Source organism: Clostridium sp. AM22-11AC, from assembly GCF_003473545.1.
Taxonomy (GTDB): Bacteria; Bacillota; Clostridia; order Lachnospirales; family Lachnospiraceae; genus Enterocloster.
In genome coordinates, this window is sequence record NZ_QUCM01000001.1 from 117,790 (window position 1) to 140,887 (window position 23,098).

General features: G+C 43.2%; 25 protein-coding genes and 1 pseudogene. 7 read left to right on the forward strand and 19 right to left on the reverse strand.

The annotated features are described in order from the left end of the window. Positions 1-311 precede the first annotated feature (311 nt). The 5 genes from DW251_RS00555 to DW251_RS00575 form a co-directional block, all read right to left on the reverse strand. Positions 312-911: a hypothetical protein gene (locus DW251_RS00555; protein ID WP_118299921.1), complete on the reverse strand. Its 600-nt coding sequence runs from the start codon at positions 909-911 to the stop codon at positions 312-314. A gap of 137 nt (positions 912-1,048) precedes the next feature. After that, on the reverse strand, positions 1,049-1,855 hold the full coding sequence (locus tag DW251_RS00560) for a chitobiase/beta-hexosaminidase C-terminal domain-containing protein (RefSeq protein WP_118299922.1): 807 nt from the start codon (positions 1,853-1,855) through the stop codon (positions 1,049-1,051). Beyond that, positions 1,852-2,256: an FMN-binding protein gene (locus DW251_RS00565; RefSeq protein ID WP_118299923.1), complete on the reverse strand. Its 405-nt coding sequence runs from the start codon at positions 2,254-2,256 to the stop codon at positions 1,852-1,854. Before DW251_RS00565 ends, DW251_RS00560 begins: the two co-directional genes overlap by 4 nt. Before the next feature lie 85 nt (positions 2,257-2,341). Continuing rightward, complete coding sequence (locus DW251_RS00570; protein ID WP_118299924.1) at positions 2,342-5,638, reverse strand: FMN-binding protein; 3,297 nt, start codon at positions 5,636-5,638, stop codon at positions 2,342-2,344. After that, positions 5,638-5,889 carry a hypothetical protein gene (locus DW251_RS00575; protein WP_118299925.1) on the reverse strand — a complete coding sequence of 84 codons (252 nt, stop codon included), beginning with the start codon at positions 5,887-5,889 and terminating at the stop codon, positions 5,638-5,640. The genes DW251_RS00570 and DW251_RS00575 overlap by 1 nt, the downstream gene beginning before the upstream one ends. A gap of 335 nt (positions 5,890-6,224) precedes the next feature. Between DW251_RS00575 and DW251_RS00580 the strand changes: the two genes are divergently transcribed. From DW251_RS00580 to DW251_RS00590, 3 genes are read left to right on the forward strand one after another with little or no spacing between them, the layout of a single operon-like run. Further along, the gene (locus DW251_RS00580; RefSeq protein WP_118299926.1) at positions 6,225-7,313 is read left to right on the forward strand and encodes an FAD:protein FMN transferase; all 1,089 of its coding nucleotides are present in this window, start codon (positions 6,225-6,227) and stop codon (positions 7,311-7,313) included. After that, positions 7,310-7,708 carry a NusG domain II-containing protein gene (locus tag DW251_RS00585; RefSeq protein ID WP_118299927.1) on the forward strand — a complete coding sequence of 133 codons (399 nt, stop codon included), beginning with the start codon at positions 7,310-7,312 and terminating at the stop codon, positions 7,706-7,708. Before DW251_RS00580 ends, DW251_RS00585 begins: the two co-directional genes overlap by 4 nt. A 24-nt stretch (positions 7,709-7,732) precedes the next feature. Further along, positions 7,733-8,389 (forward strand): aldo/keto reductase, encoded by a 657-nt coding sequence (locus DW251_RS00590; RefSeq protein ID WP_279217480.1) that lies wholly within the window; start codon positions 7,733-7,735, stop codon positions 8,387-8,389. A 153-nt stretch (positions 8,390-8,542) separates the two neighbouring features. Here the strand turns inward: DW251_RS00590 and DW251_RS00595 are convergent, their stop codons facing one another. The 6 genes from DW251_RS00595 to DW251_RS00620 form a co-directional block, all read right to left on the reverse strand. Beyond that, positions 8,543-9,292 (reverse strand): HAD family hydrolase, encoded by a 750-nt coding sequence (locus tag DW251_RS00595; RefSeq protein WP_118299928.1) that lies wholly within the window; start codon positions 9,290-9,292, stop codon positions 8,543-8,545. Then, on the reverse strand, positions 9,289-10,473 hold the full coding sequence (locus DW251_RS00600) for an amidohydrolase family protein (protein WP_118299929.1): 1,185 nt from the start codon (positions 10,471-10,473) through the stop codon (positions 9,289-9,291). Before DW251_RS00600 ends, DW251_RS00595 begins: the two co-directional genes overlap by 4 nt. A 16-nt stretch (positions 10,474-10,489) precedes the next feature. Continuing rightward, on the reverse strand, positions 10,490-11,812 hold the full coding sequence (locus DW251_RS00605) for a hypothetical protein (protein WP_021871148.1): 1,323 nt from the start codon (positions 11,810-11,812) through the stop codon (positions 10,490-10,492). A 31-nt stretch (positions 11,813-11,843) separates the two neighbouring features. Beyond that, positions 11,844-12,308 (reverse strand): PTS glucose transporter subunit IIA, encoded by a 465-nt coding sequence (locus DW251_RS00610; protein WP_118300150.1) that lies wholly within the window; start codon positions 12,306-12,308, stop codon positions 11,844-11,846. A gap of 64 nt (positions 12,309-12,372) precedes the next feature. Beyond that, positions 12,373-13,731 carry an adenylosuccinate lyase family protein gene (locus DW251_RS00615; RefSeq protein WP_021871146.1) on the reverse strand — a complete coding sequence of 453 codons (1,359 nt, stop codon included), beginning with the start codon at positions 13,729-13,731 and terminating at the stop codon, positions 12,373-12,375. A gap of 11 nt (positions 13,732-13,742) precedes the next feature. Further along, a complete protein-coding gene (locus DW251_RS00620; RefSeq protein ID WP_021871145.1) occupies positions 13,743-15,317 on the reverse strand; it encodes a PTS transporter subunit EIIC in 1,575 nt (524 codons plus the stop codon). Between the two features lie 253 nt (positions 15,318-15,570). Here DW251_RS00620 and DW251_RS00625 point away from each other — a divergent pair, with 253 nt between their 5' ends. From DW251_RS00625 to DW251_RS00640, 4 genes and pseudogenes are all read left to right on the forward strand, one after another. Further along, positions 15,571-17,118, forward strand: coding sequence for a helix-turn-helix domain-containing protein (locus tag DW251_RS00625; protein WP_182433551.1), 1,548 nt, complete (start codon positions 15,571-15,573; stop codon positions 17,116-17,118). Positions 17,119-17,162: 44 nt separating this feature from the next. Further along, positions 17,163-17,747: a 5-formyltetrahydrofolate cyclo-ligase gene (locus DW251_RS00630; RefSeq protein ID WP_021871143.1), complete on the forward strand. Its 585-nt coding sequence runs from the start codon at positions 17,163-17,165 to the stop codon at positions 17,745-17,747. Positions 17,748-17,857: 110 nt separating this feature from the next. Then, positions 17,858-18,493: a cytidylate kinase-like family protein gene (locus tag DW251_RS00635; protein WP_021871142.1), complete on the forward strand. Its 636-nt coding sequence runs from the start codon at positions 17,858-17,860 to the stop codon at positions 18,491-18,493. An 83-nt stretch (positions 18,494-18,576) separates the two neighbouring features. Then, positions 18,577-19,449 (forward strand): annotated as a pseudogene (locus tag DW251_RS00640) (peptidoglycan-binding protein); the annotation flags it as partial. Positions 19,450-19,566: 117 nt separating this feature from the next. Here DW251_RS00640 and DW251_RS18120 read toward each other — a convergent pair. From DW251_RS18120 to DW251_RS00675, 8 genes are all read right to left on the reverse strand, one after another. Further along, positions 19,567-20,334 (reverse strand): lysozyme, encoded by a 768-nt coding sequence (locus DW251_RS18120; protein ID WP_243034829.1) that lies wholly within the window; start codon positions 20,332-20,334, stop codon positions 19,567-19,569. 69 nt (positions 20,335-20,403) lie between these two features. Further along, on the reverse strand, positions 20,404-20,961 hold the full coding sequence (locus tag DW251_RS00650) for an ORF6N domain-containing protein (RefSeq protein WP_118299931.1): 558 nt from the start codon (positions 20,959-20,961) through the stop codon (positions 20,404-20,406). A gap of 119 nt (positions 20,962-21,080) precedes the next feature. Then, the gene (locus tag DW251_RS18450; protein ID WP_279217483.1) at positions 21,081-21,245 is read right to left on the reverse strand and encodes a ribbon-helix-helix protein, CopG family; all 165 of its coding nucleotides are present in this window, start codon (positions 21,243-21,245) and stop codon (positions 21,081-21,083) included. 473 nt (positions 21,246-21,718) lie between these two features. After that, positions 21,719-21,982, reverse strand: a complete 264-nt coding sequence (locus tag DW251_RS00655) for a phage holin family protein (RefSeq protein ID WP_021871139.1) — start codon at positions 21,980-21,982, stop codon at positions 21,719-21,721. A gap of 2 nt (positions 21,983-21,984) precedes the next feature. Then, positions 21,985-22,326: a hypothetical protein gene (locus tag DW251_RS00660; protein WP_118299932.1), complete on the reverse strand. Its 342-nt coding sequence runs from the start codon at positions 22,324-22,326 to the stop codon at positions 21,985-21,987. A gap of 3 nt (positions 22,327-22,329) precedes the next feature. Then, positions 22,330-22,461 carry a CD1375 family protein gene (locus DW251_RS00665; RefSeq protein ID WP_347474600.1) on the reverse strand — a complete coding sequence of 44 codons (132 nt, stop codon included), beginning with the start codon at positions 22,459-22,461 and terminating at the stop codon, positions 22,330-22,332. 40 nt (positions 22,462-22,501) lie between these two features. Beyond that, complete coding sequence (locus tag DW251_RS00670; protein ID WP_021871136.1) at positions 22,502-22,603, reverse strand: CD1375 family protein; 102 nt, start codon at positions 22,601-22,603, stop codon at positions 22,502-22,504. After that, on the reverse strand, positions 22,603-23,031 hold the full coding sequence (locus tag DW251_RS00675) for a hypothetical protein (protein WP_021871135.1): 429 nt from the start codon (positions 23,029-23,031) through the stop codon (positions 22,603-22,605). The genes DW251_RS00670 and DW251_RS00675 overlap by 1 nt, the downstream gene beginning before the upstream one ends. Positions 23,032-23,098 lie beyond the last annotated feature (67 nt).

The window sequence follows — 23,098 nt, forward strand, 5'->3', positions numbered from 1 at the left end:
TATGTTGTGTGTTGGGAGAGAGCATCCGTTTTCCACGGCTGTGATACAGCGTGGAAAGCATTTTACGCAGCGCCATCTTCTTGAAAGTCTTCGTCTTTCAAGAAGCATCGGATGGTCCATCCGATGTACACATACGGAAACAAAAACGGACTTACAAGCAAGCTTGACATCCGTTTTCATTTCCGTATGTGTGCGCCGCTATGGATTTCTGCCCAAATTGATAGCATTATAATATACCTTGCATAAATTTTCAATGGATTTGAAGACTAAATTTTTTTGCCTTATACTAATCTTTTTTGGCATCAAACTTGCTAGGCAGATTTATCCTCTTCTTTTACATCTTCTGCTGCATCGGATCTATCTTCATTGGACTTATCTTCATCTTCAAGCTCATTTTCAGACTTATTCTCAGCCTCTTCTTTGTCTTCTGTCTCAGGATCTTCTGCCGGGATCACAGTCTCTGTTTCTTTTTTCTCCTGGCTGTCTTCCTGCTCATTTTCTTTCGCCTTTGCCAAAAGCTCTGCAGCAGCCTCTTCCTTTTCGTCTTCCTCATCAAATTCGCTGTTTACAGTCTCAAAGCCCTGGAACTTCTTGTTCAGCTTCTCAAGAGTATCCAGTCCCAGCTCTTCAAGTTCTGCCTCTGTTACATCCAGAGTGCCCCAGCTTGCGGAAGAATTATACTGAACTGCATAAATAGTTCCTGAAAGCTTCGGAGCTCCTTTGATAGTCAGAGTAAACTCTCCTGAAACAGTTCCTGATGAAGTACGTCCATAGGAAGAACTTAAAGCTGCATTTCCCTCTGTAGCGTCAACCGTAACTGTAAAATCACCATTTAATTCAGACTTGCCCTTTGTTCCTGCAAACTGAAGCTGTGCTTCTTTCTCTGCAAGGACTTCTACATCACCTTCCATTGTGCTGCCAGCTGCGCCTGTTCCATATACATAGAACTTGCCTGATGACAGAGTGATATAGCAGGTGTTATCTTCTCCCTTTGCCTGCGCTGTTCCAGATGCAGAACCGGCATAAATGTCTTTTGTAGAAGAGCAGGTTACATTTTCTCCTGCTGTGAAATTATAGCCGTTTGCATAAGTGGTTGCATTCCAGCTGATTTCAGCCAGTTTTCACCATCATCTGTAGTTGTTGCTGCCCAGAGATACTTGGAACCGCCCTTTTCATTATCAAATAAAACAGACACGGGTCCTTCGTATTTGGTCCAGGTATCCTTATCCGGTTTTACAGTAGAAGAAGTATCTGTTATGTAATAATAGATCTCTGTGCCTTCTACCAGGCAGCTGATGGTTGCCACCGGCTTTTCCTCAAATTCATAGGTTCCGTATCTTGTACTGGAAGTTCCCTTTACCGGGTCTACTGTAAATACAGGAGTTGCGCTGATCGCCTTTTTAATCGCTGCTCCCACAGCAGAAAGTACTTCCTTCTGGCCTTCTTCCTCATACTGCGACAGTGTTTCAATATCTGCTGACTGCTCATAATATACATGTGCCAGCAATTCTGTAAGGAATTCACTGTATTTTTCCTGTGATGCCTCATCTAACTGAATTGATGAGATATAACCGGAATAATTTACATCAACAGATGCTGTAATTCCATCCACTTCTGCTGAATAACTTCCACGCTCTAATACAGCCGGTCCTTTCTTCATAAAGCAGCACCATACAGTCACTACCTTGCTGCGGTTTCCTTCTTCATCAAAGGCTGCAAAACGTACTTCTTTGAATTCCGGAGTATTGCTGTAAAATGATACAGAATTTGTTTCTGCCTTTGTGCTGGAAGCATCTGGATCTGTTCCATCTTCTGTGTAACGGACCGTTGTATTCTCCGCCTTATCAATATTCATATAGATCGTAGAGCTTGGGCTGCTGTAAAATCCATATTTGCTGGTGATCTTTGGAGCAAGAACTTCTCATCACTTGACTCTACCGGCTCACCCTGAAGTGCCTGGATCGCAGCATATTTCATTGCGTCTGTGGAAATAGTCGCACGGCTTACTGCGTCTGCTGCATATTCATCGCCTCCGCCTGGAGTGGTCTTTGCATCGATCAGACCAGACAGGTCTTTGCCGGCAAATTTCGTTGAAATGCCTGTAAAGCTGCTGCTTGGGAAAAGATAATCCCAGTATACTTCATCCTGAAGAGCTACCGGTACGGTTCCATTATCAACAATCTTGGCTATTTTTCCGTTTACAACGGTAATACGGATCTTGCCTTCATATGGTTTATTGGTCTGGGATGTGATCATTCCGCTTCTCCTGCAAATACAGGGCTTTCGGAGAATTTTTCCAAAAGCCCTGCATAAAATTTACTATTTTTTGATCGCAGTCTGATTATTCGCCATCTTTAGAAAGAGTTTCTGTTTCTTCTACAGTGGTACCTTCTGTAGACTCACCTACTTCCGGGACCTCCAGTGCATCTTCTTTATCATCAGAAGCTGCATCTTCTGTGGAATCCTCATTTTCTTCAGACTCATCGGACTTGTCTTCTGCTTCCTCAGTATCTTCCTTCTCTTCGGTATCCTGATCATCTGCTGCGTCAGCATCCTCATTTTCTTCATCAGAAGAAGGATCATCTGCCTTTTCTTCCTCTTTTACTTCATTTTCAGTATCTTCCGGATCAGAAACCTCTGAGTCAGAAACTTCTTCTGCCTTGTCAGCTGCAGAAACTTCTTCTGCTGCTTTCTTTTCTTCCGTGTCGAAGTTAAAGCTGATGACGATCTCTCTTCCGTCTGCAAGGATCACTGTAAATGTATCATCTACAACAGTTGCTTCGTTCTCCAGTTCGTTGCCTTCTTCATCTACAACAACTACTGTAAATTCATTCCAGTCTTCCTCGTACTTAGGATCCAGAGCTACATCCAGGATCTCAAGGCTTCCCAGTGCATCTAACTCATTTACATCTACTTCTACGGTCTTTACAACTTCTTCGTTCTTGTAGAATTTAACTTCCGCAGGAGCAGCAGAAACCATAATTGCTGCCAGCTCTGCAGACTGTGTATCAGGCTCAGCTCCTAATGCTGTTAATACTGCATTTTTAATTCCCTTTGCAGTGCAGGTTGCTCCAGATACATCATCGATCTCTGTTACATCTTTGCCCTTCAGATCAGAAACTGTCTTTCCTTTCAGCCAGGAAACCATAGCATCTAATGCCTGCCGCCAGAAATCATCGTTGTCACCGTAGTCTGTAGCGTTATCTGCAACAGATACGATCTTTCCGGAAACTGGATCATATACAACGCTGACTTTTGCAGTATAATTATCAAACTCTGTGCCCTTTGAGTTTACAACGCTGACTTCTGCTTCCCCTGTCTGTGTCTCATTTCCGATGAGTGCAAACTTGGTGGAGAAGCTGAAGTACTTGTTATTGCTGTCACTGACTGTAAGAGTATAGGTTCCTGCCTCTGTATCATCTGGCCAGGTAATGGTATCACCCTTTACTTCAAAACCAGACATTTCTTCTCCATCTGCATTTGTTACAACATACTCCGCAACATAGTCATCCGGGAGGTCAAGACCTGTGATCTGTGCAGAGTCTTCTACACTGGCATCAGCTATCTTAAAGTCTGCTCCTTCAAATTTCTCAGGAACATAAAGTCCATTCTCAAAGGTTACTTCAATGGTGCCATGGTCTGTATAAGCGGTAAAACCGGTAATGGTGTTGCCGATCATAGACTCATAGTGCTCATAGCTCAGTGTGCAACCCTTATTTCCAACCTTCATCAGTCCGCTGGACCAGCCCAGTTCAAACGGTCCCTTCTTCTTGAAGATATTTTCAACTACACGCATTCCGTAATCTACGGTTTCTCCAGCCTTATTGGTTGTATGAAGGATGGTTCCGTATACGGTAGTGTCGTTGCTGTTTAATACGCCCAGACCGCTCATGGTCAGCTCATAATCACCATGTTTTACATTGGTGTTAAGAGTTGTATCGATTTTATACTCCGTTGCTTCCTGATCTGTTACTACCTTGCTGAAGGAAAGCTCCCCATTTTCGGAAGTAAGAGTCTTGTAATACTCCGGCTTCTCAGAAAGGATATAGTAAACATGATCCTGGTTCTGATACAGATCATCGCTGCTTTCAACTGCTGTGAAGTCCTTCAGATCCTCTGCCTTTGCCTTTACAGGATAGGTTACACCATTGATCTGGGTCAGATCATAATGATAGGAACCGGCAGAATATAACTTGTCACTTGCCTTATGGGTGGTATTAGCAGTTGCAGAAGAAACAGCATCTACTTCTACCTCATTGTTTTCCAGTTCATTTGCATAGAACTCACCATATGGAATGTTCATCAGTACATACTGATAACGGATCGGTGCTGTTACAGTTCCGTCAACCTGTGGATAACCTGTTGCTGTAATGGAAATGTTGATAGCTTTTTCACTTTCAAAGATATATTTACCATTTGCTTTTGCAGACAGATCAATGGTACCGTCATCTTTGATGATCTTAACAGCTCCTCTTCCGGTTGCTGCGTAGGTAGTATCTCCTACCTTCACGGCTGTAATCGATTTTACATATGCTTTAACCTGATTTTCACTTGCATTTTCTGTTGCAGCCAGCTGATAGCTTCCATCTTCATTTGCCTGAACCTGAACTGGAACATTGCTTGTGCTTAAAACAAAAGAAACTTCTACAGATGCATATTTTCCAGACTGATCTTCAATCTTCAAAGTATACTTTCCTGCAACCGGGCTGCCGGTCCATGTCATCTTTCCATTTACTACTGTAAACATGACACTGTCATCATTGTCCTGTCCGGAAACAGTATATCTTGCGTCATAGTCCTCAGGAAGGGCATCCAGTCCATTTACAGCTACATCAATATCATCTGTTTTTGCGCCTTCTGCTACGGAGATTTCCTGTTCAAATTTTACAGGTACATACACAGCATCTGTAAATGTGATCTCCATTGTTCCTTCACTGGTATAATATGTAACACCTGTAATGTTCTGTCCCATCATAGACTCATAGTGATATGATGACAGTTCATTGCCATGAGTTGTCTCTGTAAAACCGCTTGCCCAGGCAATATTGGTCTTGCGCCAGATATTTTCCAGATGACGCATACCATAATCAGTACCTTCTTTTGTATGGATCACTACGCCATATACAGTTGTGCTGTCATTAGACAGAGACTCCGGAAGTCCGGTCATATACAGCTGATAATCGCCATAAGAGCTGCTGGCTGATACAGTTGCACTTACACCGCTTACATTTTTAGCCGTACCCTTTACTTCGCTGAATGTCAGTACATCACCGGAAACTGTCAGCTCTTTGTAATAGGAAGGAACCTCACTTAATTCATAGTAAGCAAAATCCTCGTTTTCAAATAAAGCATCTTTTCCTTTGTAAGTTGTAGTGTTTGTCTGTCCACGGTTTGTAACAGTAATATCTACAGAGTCTTCATCCGTTACTTTCTTAAAACTTGAAAGATCGGTTCCTTTCTTTACTCTTACAGGGAATGTAACACCACGGATCTCGCTTCCTTCTGGGTCTTCATGATAGGAACCACCAACCAGGCTTCCTGTTCTTGTTTTATTTAAAGTTGCAGAAGAAACGGCATCTACATCCTCATCATTTCCTTTTACTTCACTGTCATAAAAGTCTGCATAAGGAATGTTCATCAACAGATATTGATATTCTTCCAGCCTGTTACCAGACTTCCGTCTTCCATATTCAGATAATACCAGCCTGATGCTGTGTGGATCCAGCCCGTATATGGCTGACGGTCACGATTTAAAAACTTCCATCCGGAACTGGTCTGTTCCCAGCTTCCTTCTGTTAAAGCTGCAGCCTGTACAGACAGTCCTGACTGAGCTGCTACGATGGTAGACAGCAGAAATACGGCTGCTTTTTTCGTAATGTTCTTTTTCATAGGTTCCTCCATTCCCCGGCATAAAAACATGCCTGTTTTAGTTAGCTATCACTAACTTTCTTACAAAAAAATAAACTTTTTATTAATACAAGTCAATCTTTCGTCCCCGTTTCAGCCCCTCTTTATTGTTATTTTTTTCTCATTAGAAAGTTGTTGAAAAAAAAAGTCAGATTTTCCCGTTTTTAAAGACTCCAAAAGTATCTGTCCCTGCAAAGTAATGAATTGACAACCATTTTGCTCAATGTTAAGATGTGACACAGAAAGATTAGCATTTTCTAACCTTTGTTAAATCTATGATTTAGATGTAATTAACATACTGATATGAGGTGCAACCTGTGAAAAAACGAAATCTGATTCTGCTTACAACTGTCTGCCTGGCTTTATCGGCCTGCCATCCTGCTTCTGCTCCCTCTTCCGGCTCCAAAACTTCTGTTTCTGAAGCTTCCGCTTCAAAACAGGAGGAAAGCAAAGATCTGGCAGCAGACGAAAGCCTTTCCCGCGAGCTTTATGCTATGGATACCGTTATGAACCTGACTGCCTATGGTCCCAACGCCTCTGCTGCCTTAGAGGCTTCTGTCTCTGAGATCAACCGCCTGGACAGTCTGTTATCCATTTCAAGTGAAAAGGGAGAGATCTACCGGATCAATGCAGATAAAGAAGGAACTGTTTCAGAAGATGTAAATGCTCTTCTTAGTCGTTCCCTGGAACTTTCCCAGATGACAGACGGATTGTTTGACTGTACCATTGAACCGGTTATGGAAGCCTGGGGCTTTACCACCCAGAATTTCCGTATCCCTTCTGAAGAAGAACTGGAGGAACTTTTATCCCACGTGGATTATAAACAGGTAAATCTGGAAAATTCTACGGTAACCATTCCCGAAGATGTCCGCCTGGATCTTGGAGGTATTGCCAAAGGTTTTACTTCTTCCCGTGTAATGGATATTTTCCGTGAAAATGGTGTTACCAGCGGCATTATCTCCCTTGGTGGAAACGTACAAGCTTTAGGACACAAACCGGACGGAAATATGTGGCGCGTAGGCATTCAGGATCCACATGATCTGAACTCTACCTTTGCTGTAGTGGAAGTAGCTGACCAGGCAGTGATCACCTCAGGCGGCTATCAGCGCTATTTTGAGGAAAATGGACAGACCTACCACCATATCATTGACCCACGGACCGGATATCCTGCTGAAAACGGACTGATCTCCGTTACCATTATCAGCGCTGACGGAACTCTGGCAGATGCCCTTTCCACCTCTCTTTTTATCATGGGGCCGGAAGAGGCTTCCAGTTTCTGGAAAAAACACAGAGACACCTTTGATGCGATCATGATGAAAGAGGATGGTACTGTTATGGTAACCGCCGGTCTTGCAGACCACTGCAGCGTTACTACTGGCGGAAATGTTGAGGTGATACAGGAATGAAAATGAACCCATCCCATAAAAAGACTCTTATTCTGGTCATTGTCCTTTTGCTTTGTGCCGCTTTTGCCAGTTTTTGGACAGCCCGGCAAAACCAAAAGAATGATGCTGCAGTTGCCGTTATCACTTACCAGGGAAAAGATATCCGCACCGTAGATTTAAGTACGGTAAAGGAAACGGAAACCTTTACCCTTGGAGAACCTGGAGAACAGAATACCATCCAGATCTCCCCAAAAGGGATCGGTGTGATTGAAGCAGACTGCAGAGACCAGATCTGCGTCAAACAGGGGATCCACTCCCATGGCCCGGAACCCATCGTATGCCTGCCTCATAAACTGAGCATCCGTTTTATCTCTTCTAATACAGATAATTCCCTGGATGCAGTGACCGGACGGTAAAAATATCATAAAGAAACCGGAAACTTGACAGAGCATCCTGAAATGGAATTTGTACAGCTGCAGATCAACTACGCTGACTGGGAAAATCCGGCTGTTCAGTCCAGAAGATGTTATGAAGTAGCAAGAAAACACGGAAAACCAGTGATCATCATGGAACCTGTAAAAGGCGGAATGTTGGCAAATCCTCCAGAGTCTGTTGCAGATATCTTAAAGACTGCTGAACCTGACTCTTCCGTAGCATCCTGGGCTGTACGTTTTGCTGCCAACCTGGAAGGTGTGATCACTGTCCTTTCCGGTATGAGCAATGTAGAACAGATGGCTGACAACCTTTCTTATATGAAGAGTTTCACCGGCTTAACTGACGCTCAGAAAGATACCCTTAAAAAGGCTCAGGAAGAATTAGCCCGCATCCCTCTGATCCCATGTACTACCTGTAACTACTGCGCAAAAGTCTGTCCAATGGATATCGGTATCTCCGGCTCCTTCACTGCTATGAACTACCTGACCCTGTACAAAGATAAGGGAATGGCAGCTCATCAGGAACAGTGGCTGGTAGGCGGTCATGGACGCAAAGCTGCTGACCAGTGTATTAAGTGTGGTAAATGTGAGTCTGTATGCCCGCAGCACATTGCCATCAGAAAGAACCTGGAAGTCGTTGCAGAAAATCTGTTAGCGAAATAAAGATCTGTTTCCAACGGAGCTGTCACCTGGCGGTGACGTATTCCTAATATAACAAACAACATAGCAAAAAGCCGTTTCCCTGGTTTTACTTTCAAACCCGGAAACGGCTTTTTAGTTTAAACTTTGATCTGAAATTCTGATCAGGATCTTTATTTAAAAATTCTCAAGAAACTCTGCTACACTCTTTACGATCTGCGTTGCCTCTTTTTTGATTTCGGGATCTGCTACATCCGGAACTGCTCCCTGGTAGGCCCGTACCATTCCCAGATCATTGACACTGTCTCCAATACAACGGATCTTTTCGATCTGCGGAAAATGTTCTTTCAGCCATTTTACAGCAACTGCCTTATCTACGCCTCTGGCTACAATATCACCATTCCACAGATTTGCATAGGCAGAAACTTTCGGAAAACGCTCTTCAATGTCTTTACAAAGATCTTTTATATGCTTCAGGTCCAGATTTCTTCTGTGGATCTGTACAATATTATCCAGACTTTCCAACTGATCGGCTGTGATCGTTCCGCCATCACAAGCTTTCTGGGTACTGGTCCCTTTTTCAGAAAGGAGGCATACTTTCCGGTCTGTAAGGGATACACCGCTTCCATCATCATTTACACTTTGCAGATAGCGCAATACTGCTAATGCCGTTTCCCTTGGGATCAGCTTTGTAAACAGAATCTTTCCATCCCTGTCTGCGATCATGGCACCATTATTTAAGATCCAAAGATCCGGCGAAAAGCCATAAGACTCAAAAATAGGCTTTATGGTCCCTAAATTCCTTCCTGTGGCGATCACAAAGAGATTTCCGGACTTCTGCCAGTTTAAAACCGCATTCTTATCCTCTTCACTGATCATCCGTTCCACATATAAGGTTCTGTCAAAATCACTGACTGCACATTTCATTCCCGTATTTCCTTTCCTCGACAGTAAACGCAGATCAGATCCAGGTTCTGATCCATGATAGTCAGATCTGCGTCCATTCCAGGCCGGATGCTGCCTTTGCAGTCATCTGCATGGATATAATGAGCCGGATTGAAGCTGGTCATCAACATGATATCGTAAAGCCCCACTTTTGTGTGATCTGCCATATTTTTCACCGACTGGGCATAACTCATCTCCACCTGTTTTACTGCCTGATAATCCCTTGGATCGATCCATTCTTTCTTTCCGTCATAGTGCTCTAAGCACACCTGATCCCCGTCTTTTACAAACCGGATCTTTCTTACGTAATGATCAAAACAGCTTTGGGTCTGGGCAAGACCACAGCAGTCTGTTGTCAGCACAATACGGCTGCTTCCCTTGATCCTGTAAGCCAGTTCAAAAGCTTCATGGGACACCGTCATTCCTGTCTGCTTTGCAAACTCACAGATCATATCATCAAAATACAAAGCTGCTCCTGCAGTTCCAAGTTCCCTGTGGTGAAATCCCTTCATTCCGCTGAATGTATGGGTAAATCCACCAAGACCATAGGCCCGCATTTTCTTGATCTCTTCAAAAGTAGCTGCACTGTGTCCCACAGCTGTCTGGATCTGGTGTTCCTGGCAAAATCTAAGAACAGCATCTGCTCCCGGCCGTTCCGGCGCTATGGTCATATGGCGGCACAGTTTTTTATTTTTAAAGGTATTATAAAGGTCCTCCATCACTGTCACATCCGGAAGCAGACAACATTCTTCTTTCTGCATTCCCTTGTATACAGGATTGATAAATGGTCCTTCCAGATGAACCCCTAAAAGCTGCGCTCCCTCAGGATCTTCTTCGCTGACCTGATCAGCAGCCCGGATACAGGTCTTGATCTCCTCAATGGGATCTGCCCCTGTGGTTCCCAGATAAGAAGTAACACCTGCAAAAGGCAGAGTACGACACATCTCCCGAAGAGACTGGGGTGTTTTCTCAAACCAAAAAGAACCGGTAGCCCAGCCGTGAACATGGATATCAATAAATCCGGGGAAAATGATCTTGTCGGAATAATCTTTATATTCTCCCTGCCATTTTTCATAAAGCCCTTTTATCTTCCCATTTTCCAGTTCCAGGAACCCTTCAAAGATCCCGTGTTCCAGTACAATATAGTTTGAATAAAGAACCATGTCACTCCATTCTGTATCAGGTAAGATACCAGTAATCTTTGTTGGCTTCCATCAGGTCATCCAAAACTGCTCCTGCCTTGGAAGGATCGATCACAGATCGATTTAAGATCAGGGCTTTCAGGGCTTTCGTATAACTCTTTTCCCGGAATGCTTCTACTGTCAGCTGTTCATAAGCATACTGTCCTTCCATCAGTCCCTTATAATAAGGATCGATGTCACCATAAGGATAGCCCTTTGCACCATCTTTTCCAATAGTTCCCGCTACTTCTATGATCGCCCTGCTTTCAAAGTTGGGGATGATCCCTTCATTGCGCACCAGGACTACAAATTCATTGTTCAGGTCATAGGCAATGGACTCTGCCACTTCCACCATCAGATTTCCAAACACACTGTTTGTAAGCATTTCTGACGGATCCATGGTATCTCTGCCTACTGCCTTTGCGCAGGTTTCAAATACATCCTTTTCCCTGGAGTCTTTTGCTTCATCTGCACGGGTATAGTTAGGATCACTTTCTTTTACGATCTCATCCGGGAACATGTAATACTGAAGATAGGTAGTTGGAACGTACTCATCCAGATACTGCATATATTTATTTACACGGACATAGGTCTCCAGCCAGGATTTGGATCTCTGCTCTGCATTATAAGGCTTAAATTCATGATCACGCAGATAGGTCCTTAACTGGTCAAAATAATTCTTTCCGTCTGTTCCATACAGGTCTGTAAACCATCCAAAATGGTTTAAACCAAAATATTTAGCCCTTAAGATCTCCTGAGGCACTCCCAGGATCTTTGCAAAACTTTTCATCATGGAAAATGGCTGATCGCAGAGATTTAAGATCCGCTTATCATCCGGGAACATCTGGTCCAGTCCCAAGGCCACGATAGCTGCCGGATTGGTATAGTTTAAGATCCAGGTATCCTTGGAATAAGAACGTACTTTTTCCACCATCTGTTTCATGGCTCCCAAAGAGCGCATTCCATAGGCAAATCCGCCCGGACCGCAGGTCTCCTGTCCGATCAGACCGTACTTAAGAGGAATTTTCTCATCCAGGGAGCGCATTTCTGTTTTTCCTACACGCATCTGGCAGAAAATAAAATCTGTATGGCTGTAGGCTTCATCCTCATCCGTTGTAAATACAACATCACACTCCGGGTAAAAACATTTTAATACCAGGCAGTCATAGGCCTCCATCTTTCCCATACGTTCCCCGTCAATATCATAAAAGATCATTTTAGATACCGGAAAACGTTCTTTATACTGCACCAGTGTTCCCACCAATGCAGGAACGCGGGCGCTTCCTGCTCCCGCGATAGTAATAATATGTGGTTTACGCATACTTCTCCTCCTGCTTATAGGTTCTCTTTGATCAGAACTTTAATATATCTTCTTCTCCCCTTGAGATCTGTGTATCCTTCTTTAACATTTTCACAGGTGTTCCCTCTGTGAAGATAACCGGTGTTACCAGTGATTTTCCGGCAGCACGTACCTCATCCAGATCAACAACTACCAGGGTATCTCCCTTCTTTACCATCTGGCCCTGTTTTACCTTAACGTCAAAGCCTTTGCCATTTAACTGGACTGTGTCCATTCCTACATGGATCAGGCACTCTAATCCGTCTTTTCTCTTTAAGCCAAAAGCATGTCCTGTAGGAAACGCAGCTGTTACTTCCCCGTCAAAAGGCGCACCGATCTCTCCGTCTGTCAGATCCACAGCAAATCCATCACCCAGCATTTTAGAAGAAAAGGCAGGATCTGCCACTTCTGTAATATTCATCAGTCTGCCTCCTGCCGGGGACACAAAATCTACTTTCTTTTTTCCAAATAATCCCATTTTTTCTCCTTCTATCCTGCCGGTCAGATCCGGCATTCCATCTTTATTCCTTTATCTTATTTCTTTATTTCTCTGTCATCATTTTTGCCTTGGCTTCCGCTTTATCTGCTAATTCCCTGGCAAGAACGCTGCAAATTCCTGTATAACTGGAAGGAGCGATCATTTTTTCCAGCTCTTCCTTTGTAAACATAGAAGATAAAACTTCATCATCTAACAACACCTGAAGGTAATTCTTTCCTTCCAGCTCTGTTTTCATTGCCTTATCATAAAGAAGCTGATGGGCTGCGTCTTTTCCTAACTTTGCAGCTACATTCATCATCACGTATTCGCTGTTGTCCAGTCCCTTGTTGATATTGGCATTTTTCAGAAGTCTTTCTTTATTAACATATAAAGTACGGGTCAGTTCCTCTGCGCGGATGATCACTTCCGTAGCCAGTTCCATTCCCTCTTCCATCAGTCCGTCAAAAAGCATATAAGAACTGCTGTCTCCCTCAAACATGCGGACTCCGGAATAAAGTCCGGTTGCAGGAAGGGAATAAAGCTTCTGGGAATTGGCAATAATGCCCTTGGCTAACTTCGGGTTGATCTTCTGAGGCATGGTAGAGCTTCCAATGGTTCCAGGTGTAAATCCTTCATGGACTTCCCCGAATTCCTCAATGCCAGTGTAATACACTTCCTCTGCCATTTTATGGAAGGTATTGCATAAAAGGCACAGGTTCATCAGGTATTCCACCTTCATCTGGGTCATATTGCGGCTTGGAACTTCCATGGAACTCATGGAAAGCAGTTCTGCCACATCATCCTGGACTTTACGTCCTGTAAGGCCGGTAGCGTTAAAGCCGCCTACAGCACCGCCCATCATAACCGTAAAGATCCTTTTTTCTGCTTCTTCCAGCCTTTCAAGGCCTGTAAGCAGTTCACTGATCCATACAGACACCTTGTATCCATAGGTAATAGGAATGGCATGTTTTCCATGGGTCCTTCCGGGCATAACTGCATCTGCATTATCCCTTGCCAGGGCTGCCAGGTTCTTTAAAATATCAGCCAGAAAACTTTTATAGATCTCTGTTACCTGTCTGGTAATGTAAAGCTGGGAGGTCTGCTGGATATTCTGGGTAGTCACACCATAATGAACGTATTTCTTTCCCTCTCCCTTGCAGGCTTTTACCAGCACTTTCACAAATGGAACAAAACCATGTCCCACCTTTGCCTTGATCTTTTCCATTTCTTCCAGATCAAGGGTCTCAAAAGGAACAGACGCGATCTCTTCTGCTGCTTCTTTCGGGATAAAACCTTCTTTGGCCTGGGAAAGGGCAAGCGCCCCTTCCACTTTCAGCCAGGTTTTATATTTGTTCTCTTCGCTTAAAAGATATTTGATGCCTCTGTCATCCAGCTTGCTTTTTGAATCATATAAAGCTCTCATTTTTTCACCTCTTATTTTTTCAGCAGGTCATCTACAGCATGGCGTACAAACTCTACATGAGGTCCAAATACTACATGGATATGCTTTTCTGACGGGAAGAAAATACCTGCACAGCCGGAGTCTTTGATCTTGACCTGATCTACCTTCTTCGGATCCTTCAGATCCACTCTCAGACGTGAAATACAGTTCTCAACATTTACAATGTTCTCTTTTCCGCCAAGTCCTTCTACTACAAGAGCTGCGATGGCTGGCCAGTTCTTTTCTTTTAACAGCTGGCTTGCTGATTCTTCTACTTCAAATTCCTCTCTTCCTGGAGTCTCCAGTCCGAATTTTACAATAAACCATTTGAATACAAAATAGAATACAACAAAGTTTACAGCACCTAACAGAACCAGGTAGATCCACTGTGTATGTTCGTACAGAAGTCCGAAAATACCAAAATCAAAAATAGTTCCGCGGATATAACCGATACAGATATGGAACAGCTGGTAAGGCAGCAGGCCAATACCACACATTACACAGTAAAGTACAAACAGTGCCGGTGAAATAAACAGGAAGGAGAATTCCAGAGGCTCTGTGATATTTCCTAAAAATGCAGTCAGGCAGCAGGTAAGGATAACACCCTTTGCGATCTTTTTGTTCTTAGCATAAGCAGTGTGATACATAGCAAGTCCGATGGCCGGAACACGGAACAGAGTGGTTAACATCTGGGCACCGCCAAGGTAGCTGGTTAATGTTGGCATCAGCTGGCTCCAGTATTCGCTGTCAGGTCCTAAGTTAAACAGGATCTCATTGGTTGCATTTAAGATACCTACAAATTCCTGTCCATTGATCATATAAGTACCGCCTGCCTCTGTGAAACGTACCAGGGAAGCAAGTACATGGTGCAGACCAAATGGGATCAGTGCACGATTTAATGCATAATAAATAGCACTTCCAATGTATGGTGTTGTGAAGATGAAAGAAATGCTGATCAGGAAGCTGGTCAGTGCATTCCAGATGATCGGTACAACAAGGCCGATGGGGATCATGCAGGCAAATGTGATGATCGGGATGGATTTCTTTCCGCCGAAGAATGCAAATGCCAACGGAAGTTCCAAACGGTAAAACTTATCTGCAACCTTAGCAGCTACCAATCCGGCGATCAGACCACCCATAGCTTCGATCTTTAAAGTCTGAATTCCAAGAACTGTACCCTGTCCTACCTGTGCTGCAACAGCAGGATCAGCTAAAGTACCGGTTGCTTTTAAATATACGCTCATTACAACATTTAACGTCAGATAACCAACGGTTGCTGCAAATACAGCGATTCCTTTTTCCTTCTTTGCCATTCCCTGGGCAACACCCATAGCAAACAGAAGGGGAATATTGTTAAATACGATATTGGTGATCGTCTGCAAACTGGAAAAGATCAGCTTTACTATTTCATTTCCTAAAAATGGAAATTTTGCGATCATATAGGACTGTGTCATTGCACTGCAGATACCCATGACCATACCAATGGGTGCAAGAAGAGCGATAGGCAGCAGCAGAGAACGTCCGAAGGTCTGGATCCCATCCTTCCAACTTGATTTTGTCTTATTCATTCTGTTTTCCCTCCATACACGCACAAAACATTCTTTTGTGCATTATCTGTAATTTTTCTTTCATACAGAAGATATAACTTGTCACTTTTTATTCTCAGGCGCCTTGTGAACTATCCTCATTATGTCAGATTTACACAGACGCTTCAAGGCAAAAAATATCCAATATATTCTTGCATTTACTTACCTTTATTTTATAATGGTATTAAGATTACGTACCTGCAAAAACATGGGAATATACTCTGGGAGGAATGAAATGAGTTTAAGTTATAATGACCTGACCCTGCTGCGCTACATCCAGAAACGGCAGATGATCCCCTTAAGCAAAACAGCCCTGCATTTTCAGAAAAATGAAAGTTCTATCCGCCGTACCATTGAACAGATCAATCTTTACTCCAGTGAACCTATGGTCCGGATTGAAAAAAGTATCTGCTACAGCTGCATCAGCTATGAAGACCTGGTTTCCTTTATCCGCAACCTGGACCAAAAGGATTATCTCAGCTCCTCTGATGAACGGATCCGGGTGATGATCACTGCCATCTTTTTTCAAAATTATGTAAACTCATCCAAGCTTTATGAACAATGGGGTCTTTCCCTTACTACGAAAAAACAGGACACAGCACTGCTGCGGCAATTTTTAACGCGCTATGGCCTGGAACTGGTGACAAAAAAGAAAAAAGGGCTTTCTATTCAGGGCGATGAGCTCCAGCTGCGTTTTCTGGTCATTGACATCCTCCATCCTCTGTTTGAATTTACATCAGAAAATAAGGTACTTGCCCGTTTTGCAAATACGCCTCTGGAGAAGCAGACCTATGAGCTGGCAACGGAATATCTCTCCTGCAGTTTTCAGGAAGCAACCGAAATTCTTTCCCGTTTTCTCTCAGAAACAGGCTGGTCCCTAAATTATCCCTCCAAAAAATTCCTGCTGCTTTTTATCTGTATTATGAAAACACGGACTGTAAAAGATACATCTGCCTACTCTTACAAACTGCCTTTGGCTCCTTTAAACATCCATTTTACAGACTCTCCCCGGCAGAACCGGCTTTATAATGTTGCCTTAAGTATGTTAAATTTCGCCCAGCCTTTAAAACTTCCTTTTGATCCAAGGCTCTGGCAGGCAACGGAAAATTTCACAGAACAGATCGTAAGCGAACTTCCTTCTCCCTTTCCGGTCCAGGATGAATTTTTAAGGGAACTATATGCCTACTTCTACCGTGAGATCAATCTGGACCATTTCCACTGCACTTTTGTAGATAAGACCGTAGAGGATACAAAAGGACATTTTCCTGTTTTATATGAGCAGTTAAAGCGTTACAGTATTATTTTTAAAGCTGCCTATGGCTTTACGTTTCTGGATGAACATTTATCCACGTTGACCCTTATTTTCCAGAAACATATTTTAAGAAACCAGACCGTTTCCAGAAACAGAAAACGGATCATTGTTATGACCAGCATTAACTTTGAACGTGTCAGCTTCTTTTTAGAACAGCTGCGGGAACATATCTCCTTTCAGTGGATCAGCACCTTAAATATCAACGAGATCCACCAGTTGGAACAGCTGGAATACGATTATATTTTCTGCTTTTCCACCCGTATCTACAACATTCTTCACAACCGGAAACTTCCTGTGATCCGTATGAACTTTTTTGTAAAGGATACAGACATTAACCACCTGCTGGAAAAAGGATTTTCTCCTCAGACCCACCGTTTCCTGACCAGCAGCTTTGTTGTGGAAGCAGCCGGAAAATCGGAAGGAGAACTGACCCGGTTTTTACGGGAACAGTATGGCGATTATTTTGTATAACTGAATTTCATTTTAAAAAATTCTATTCTGAAAGGAAACCAACTATGAACAGACCATTAGACTTGCAGAAAAAAGAACTCCGGAAAATATTAAAAGAAAAAAGGAACGCTCTTGATCCGGATACCTGCCGTTCCAGTGATACTGCCATTTTTAAAGCCATCACCTCCTGGGATGTATACCAAAAAGCTGAAACTGTTTTCTGTTTTGTAGGCACAGAAGATGAGATCAATACCAGGCCTGTACTGGAAGATCTTCTAAAAAGAGGAAAACAGGTGGGTGTACCGAAATGTATCAGCAAAGGCATTATGGAAGTATATAAGATCCGTTCTTTTGATGACTTAGAACCTGGAAAATACGGAATTTTGGAGCCAAAAGAAGGCTGTGAAAAAATCTCACCGAAAGCCATCCATCTGGCACTGATCCCCTGCCTTTCCTGCAGCATGAAAGGAGAAAGATTGGGATACGGCGGCGGATATTATGACCGGTATTTACAACAGATCACCGGTACCCAGGCAGTCCTCTGCCGCACTGCCCTTATGTGTGATGAGATCCCAATGGAGGCCCACGACCGGACCATTGATTTTGTAATATGTGAAGCAGGGGTATTAAATACAAAAAATAACGCCTAAGTTTTCTTAAGAATATTAGTTTTTTGTCAAATTAACAGAAAAACACGTTTTTTGCCTCTTCCATATGCTATACTAAATGCATCTAATACAATAAAATGGGAGGCAGGCATATGAAAGACGGAAAAAGACTGGTCATTACCATCGGAAGACAATTTGGCAGCGGCGGCTGCGAAGTAGGAACCAAACTGGCCCAGGAACTTGGACTGGATTTTTATGACAAGAACATTCTGCGCATGAACTCAGATGAAAGCGGCATCAAGGAAAGCTATTACTATATGGCTGACGAAAAAGCCGGAAATAAGCTGCTTTATAAGATCATCAAGAGCCTGACTCCTGAAAAAGGAGCTCCCTCTTTTGGTTCTGACCTGACATCTGCGGACAACCTGTTCCGCTTCCAGTCAGAGGTGATCCGCAAACTGGCAGCTGAAGAAGACTGCATTATCATGGGTCGCTGCGCAGATTACGTTTTAGAGGGCATGGAAGGTCTGGTACGTGTATTTATCTATGCGGATATGGATTTCAGGGAAAAACGCACCATTGAAAAAGAATATTACGCAGCAAAAGATGCAAAGAAAAATATCAAGCGCATCGACAGGGAGCGCCGTGATTACTTCCGCTATTATACAGGAAAAGAATGGGAATTTCCGGAAAATTACGACCTGATGATCAATACAGCAGCCATTGGAACAGACGGTGCTGTGGAAACCATTAAAAATTATCTGAAAGTCCGTGGATTTGAGATTTAAAAAATACAGATAAAAAAGCTGTCATAAAATAAAAGTGCCTTCTCATATACTGAAAACGACGGTATAAAAAGAAGGCATTTTTTATGGCAAATGGACAGGATTTTATATCCAGAGGCAATTTACAGATCCAGGTGATCAACATCCGGAATAATTTTCCCATACAAAACGCAAAAGTTTCCATCAGCTCCAAAGGAGAACCGGAACGTGTGCTGGAACAGCTGACTACAGACTCTTCTGGACAGACGGAAAACATTTCTCTTCCTGCGCCTCCTGAGGAATATAGTTTAGAGCCTGGTATCTACCAGCCTTATTCTGAATATGATGTGCTGGTGGAAGCAGAAGGCTTTAAACCCTTAAATATCTCCGGCACCGAGATTCTTGCAGGAACACAGGCCATCCAGCCTGCAGCACTTACAGGTGATGAAGGCGGCACACCTCCTGAAGACCCAGTAGTCATCCCAGACCACACTTTATTTGGAAATTATCCCCCAAAGATTGCTGAAGCCGAAGTAAAACCGGTAAACGAAAGCGGTGAGATCGTATTAAGCCGTGTGGTGGTCCCACAGACTATTGTGGTCCACGACGGAGCGCCTACAGACTCCACCGCCAAGGATTACTATGTACCATACAGAGATTATATTAAAAATGTGGCTTCCAGCGAAATCTACTCCACCTGGCCCCAAAGTACCATTACTGCCAATGTACTGGCTATCATGTCCTTTACCTTAAATCGTGTATACACGGAGTGGTACAGAAACCAAGGCTATGATTTTACCATTACCTCTTCCACTGCCTTTGACCATAAATGGATCTACGGCAGGAATATCTTTGAAAGCATCTCCCAGGTAGTCGATGAGATCTTTGACAGCTTCCTTTCAAGACCCGGTGTACGCCAGCCCATATTGACCCAGTACTGTGACGGACGGCAGGTTCAGTGTCCACGGTGGATGACCAGATTGTAAGTGCGTATAGGGGATTTTTCCTTAGATTTTGGCAGAATTTTTCTATATTTTCATCATAAATCAGGTGTTGAAATTTGGCAAGATATAACCGATGATCAGATGTGTGATTTTCTATTTTACAAGGCCTGGATACTGTAAGGCGCCGTCCTGATCCGGTGTCAATGTTACCGGATCCGTTGCCATGCGGCCGTCTTGATCCAGGTAGTACCACTTGCCGTTAATCGTCTGCAGGCCTTTAAGCATAGCACCATCAGATCCAAGGTAATACCAAGACCCTTTGTACTGGTACCAGGTGTCATGGACCATCATGCCGGCACCGTTGAACCAATACCAGAGTTCTCCATCCTTGTGCCAGTCATTAGAAACATATTTTCCTGAGCCGTCTTTTAAATAGAAGCGCCGGCCTCCATTTTCCTGCTGCCAACCTGTTTTTACTGTAACGGGAGTTAAAAAGAGCTTCCTCTCTTCCTGACGTCTGCGGATGAGGCCAGATAATACCTTTCCGCCAGCTTTATTATACTCCAGGATTTTGGCTGCTATCTCAGAACGGGTACGAGTACCTTTAGCCGTCAATCCGTCAATACTTCCGATGTTATACGCAAAAGATACCAAGGCATCAAACTCTGGCTGCGTCCAGTTGTAAGCACTATACTTGTCCACCTTAGGACCATACTTTTTGTCCACAGACTGTCTCAACCACTCATCCGCAGTTTCCTGAGTGATCTTCAGGCCCTGGCAGATAGTTGTGCCAGTAATAGCTTTATCGGCATTAGTGGTGCCATAGCCGATAGTCCAGACACCTACTGCATCCTGGTAGGCTGTCAGGCGGCAGCCTTCAAACTTTTTAATGAGGTTTAATCCATTATCTGATATTTTCATAGCATTTCCTTTCTATTGCGACGTCACAATTAAAAGAGCGCCCCTCTATATGAAGGACGCCCCAAAAACTTACATTAATTGTCTTTTCATTTTTTCGGCTAACACACTGGTTGCTGCTTTTTTTATTGCTTTACTATGGCCTATTCGAAATGCTTTTTCCATTTCATCTAAAGCCTCTAAAGGGAGCATTTCCAAAACCTTTCGAAACAAAGGTGCTATATCATACCCTTCCTTAACCTGTTCTACCGTTTTTGCTGGAACCGGTACTATTTCCTTTTTCTCTGGTCGTTTTTCCTTGGCCCGAAAATAAAAATCAACCAGGTAATCATATACTTCCCATGCTTTGTCCGTGTTTAAGGACTTAGCATGAAGAAGAGCTCCTTTTTCAGTCCAGAGGTATAGGTGAGATGTCCTATTTGCGACCAGGTGAACATTATTCACCTGGTTCTTGAAAGCTCTCAACTCATCACCTGTAAGTGATATGTAATGTTTTCCTTCAACAAAGCGTTCTCTATTATTAGAGAAATTCTTTTTTATCACACCTGGAGTAGTTCCATATTCTTCAGCAATTTGTTTACTGGTTAAAACTCTAATTTCTTTTACTTCTACTGTCTGCGGTAACTGCATGATAAAACTCCTTTCAAATTTTAGTTCTTGAAAGAAGTTTCCTGCTGCATTATAATATTTACAGAAGGAAACTTCTACCCAAAACAGTCGTGTGTGCTTTGGTCGGTGCTACGACTGTTTTATTTTTCTACTAACTTCTTAATCCCTCGACTTATTGCCTCTGTTCTGTTCACACCTTCTTCTTCACAATATTTTTCCAATATTTCTTTATCCTCATTACTTATGCGAATACTCAATTTATTCGGTCTGGGATTATCCGTTGGTCTGCCTGTCCTTGGACTCATATTCTCACCTCACTTTTGTCGGGCATAAATTTATTATATATTATGTCGGGCAAAAGTCAAGGGATTTTTTCTCTTACAAATGGTATCTTGAAAAGATTTTCTGCATATGCTATAATGCCGTTAGGCAAAAAGAAATAAGTTTCCATGTTGGACACAAAAGCGAAAGCCCCTGAGTGGTCGAGACTCAGGGGCTTTCTTCCTTTTTAAGCAGTTAGGCATCTGCAGGCTGGTTACCGACTATTTGCCGCCGTCCAACCATTTGATGATGTAGTGGCAAACTACACCAGCCGCAACAGCGACAATAAAAGAAATAAGATTTTCCATGTCAGACACCCCCTTTCCTTACCGGGTATAGGGGCGGTAACCTAGACATTATAACATATGCATGATTTTTATTCTACTGATTTATTGCGACGTCGCAAATGGCAGCCATGACCCGGACTGCCTGCGGGAGATAGTCGGATCACCTCCTTCTACTTCTTGCTTGCCTGTTTGATGACCTGGTGCGCTCCGGTTGCGGCCAGACCGGATACAATACCAATAGCTGCAGCGTTGATCACATCTGTGGCTGGAAACTCTGGCATAAGATACATGCCAGCTACTCCCAGGATGCCGCCGGTCAATCCGCATACTACCGGGATAACCTCATCCTTGACCTTAGTGGTTGCCTTACATGCCATGCCGCCCAGGTAACAGATTGCTGTGATCGCTGTTACGCTTCCAATTCCAAAATCCATATCTATACCTCCTGTTCTGCCGGCTCATATGGTAAAGCCAGACATCTGTTATAAAGATCTTCTCCGGTTCCATTTCCACCCAATGCTTTATATGGCCTGAACATATACTCCAGATTGTCTCTGTCTTCCAAGGTACAATATTTTCTTTTTAAATAAAATGTACATGCCTGGTAAAGACGGTCATGGAGGAGTGCCAGAACTCCTGCATTGATAGCATTTGTTCTGGCACGTTCTGCCTTTAACTGTTTGGATAATTTATGATATGCTCCAGAAAGCAATACAGAGATGATCCCAAACACCCATGAAACCCAATGCACAGATATGTACTGCATGATTGATTCCATGACTTATTCCTCCGTGATCAGATCTTCGCACTCCAGATCGATCAAGACCTGCTTTACCTGTGGCTTGATCTTTTCTGGTACCTGTGCGTAGGTTTTCTTTCCCTTAACAATAAGGGTTGCATAAATGATTGCCATAGTCTCCACCTCCTTCCTCAGTAATAAAAAGAGCAGCAGCCTAAGCATTTAATAATGCCTCAACTTCTGCTCTGATCTTCACAGGCACATCTTCAATATTAATTTTCCCTTTGCGGATCAGATCTGCATATACTCTTGCCATTATGCCTCACCTCCTTCATAAAGCTCTACAATTGCCAGCTGGGTATTTGTCACTTCTTCCTCTAATGCTGCATATTTTTCACGCAAGTCCGGAAGACGAAACTCTGCAATCAGAACGGTACCTGTTATATCTTTATACTCATACACTGCATTGCCCTCTGAATCAGTACCTGTCTGGTTTTTCTCAACTCTAATTACATAATCCTTCTGTCTGGTCATGCGACCAGCATATACCAAATCTGTCCTGGATGCCATTGTGTCCCCATTTTCATCTAAAAGCAAAATAGATTTAACGCCTGACATCACAGTTTCAACTTCTTCAAAGGTCTGCTCTCCTGGCTGAAAGATAATACATCCTCCATCCTGCTGCAGCTGATATCCGTCAGCTACTAATTCATAACTCTGAGTTCCGATTTTGATAGATTCCATAATGTTCTATCTCCTTTCTGATTTGATTTTGTGTATAATAAAAGGCCCTTTTAGGCCTTGGATTGTT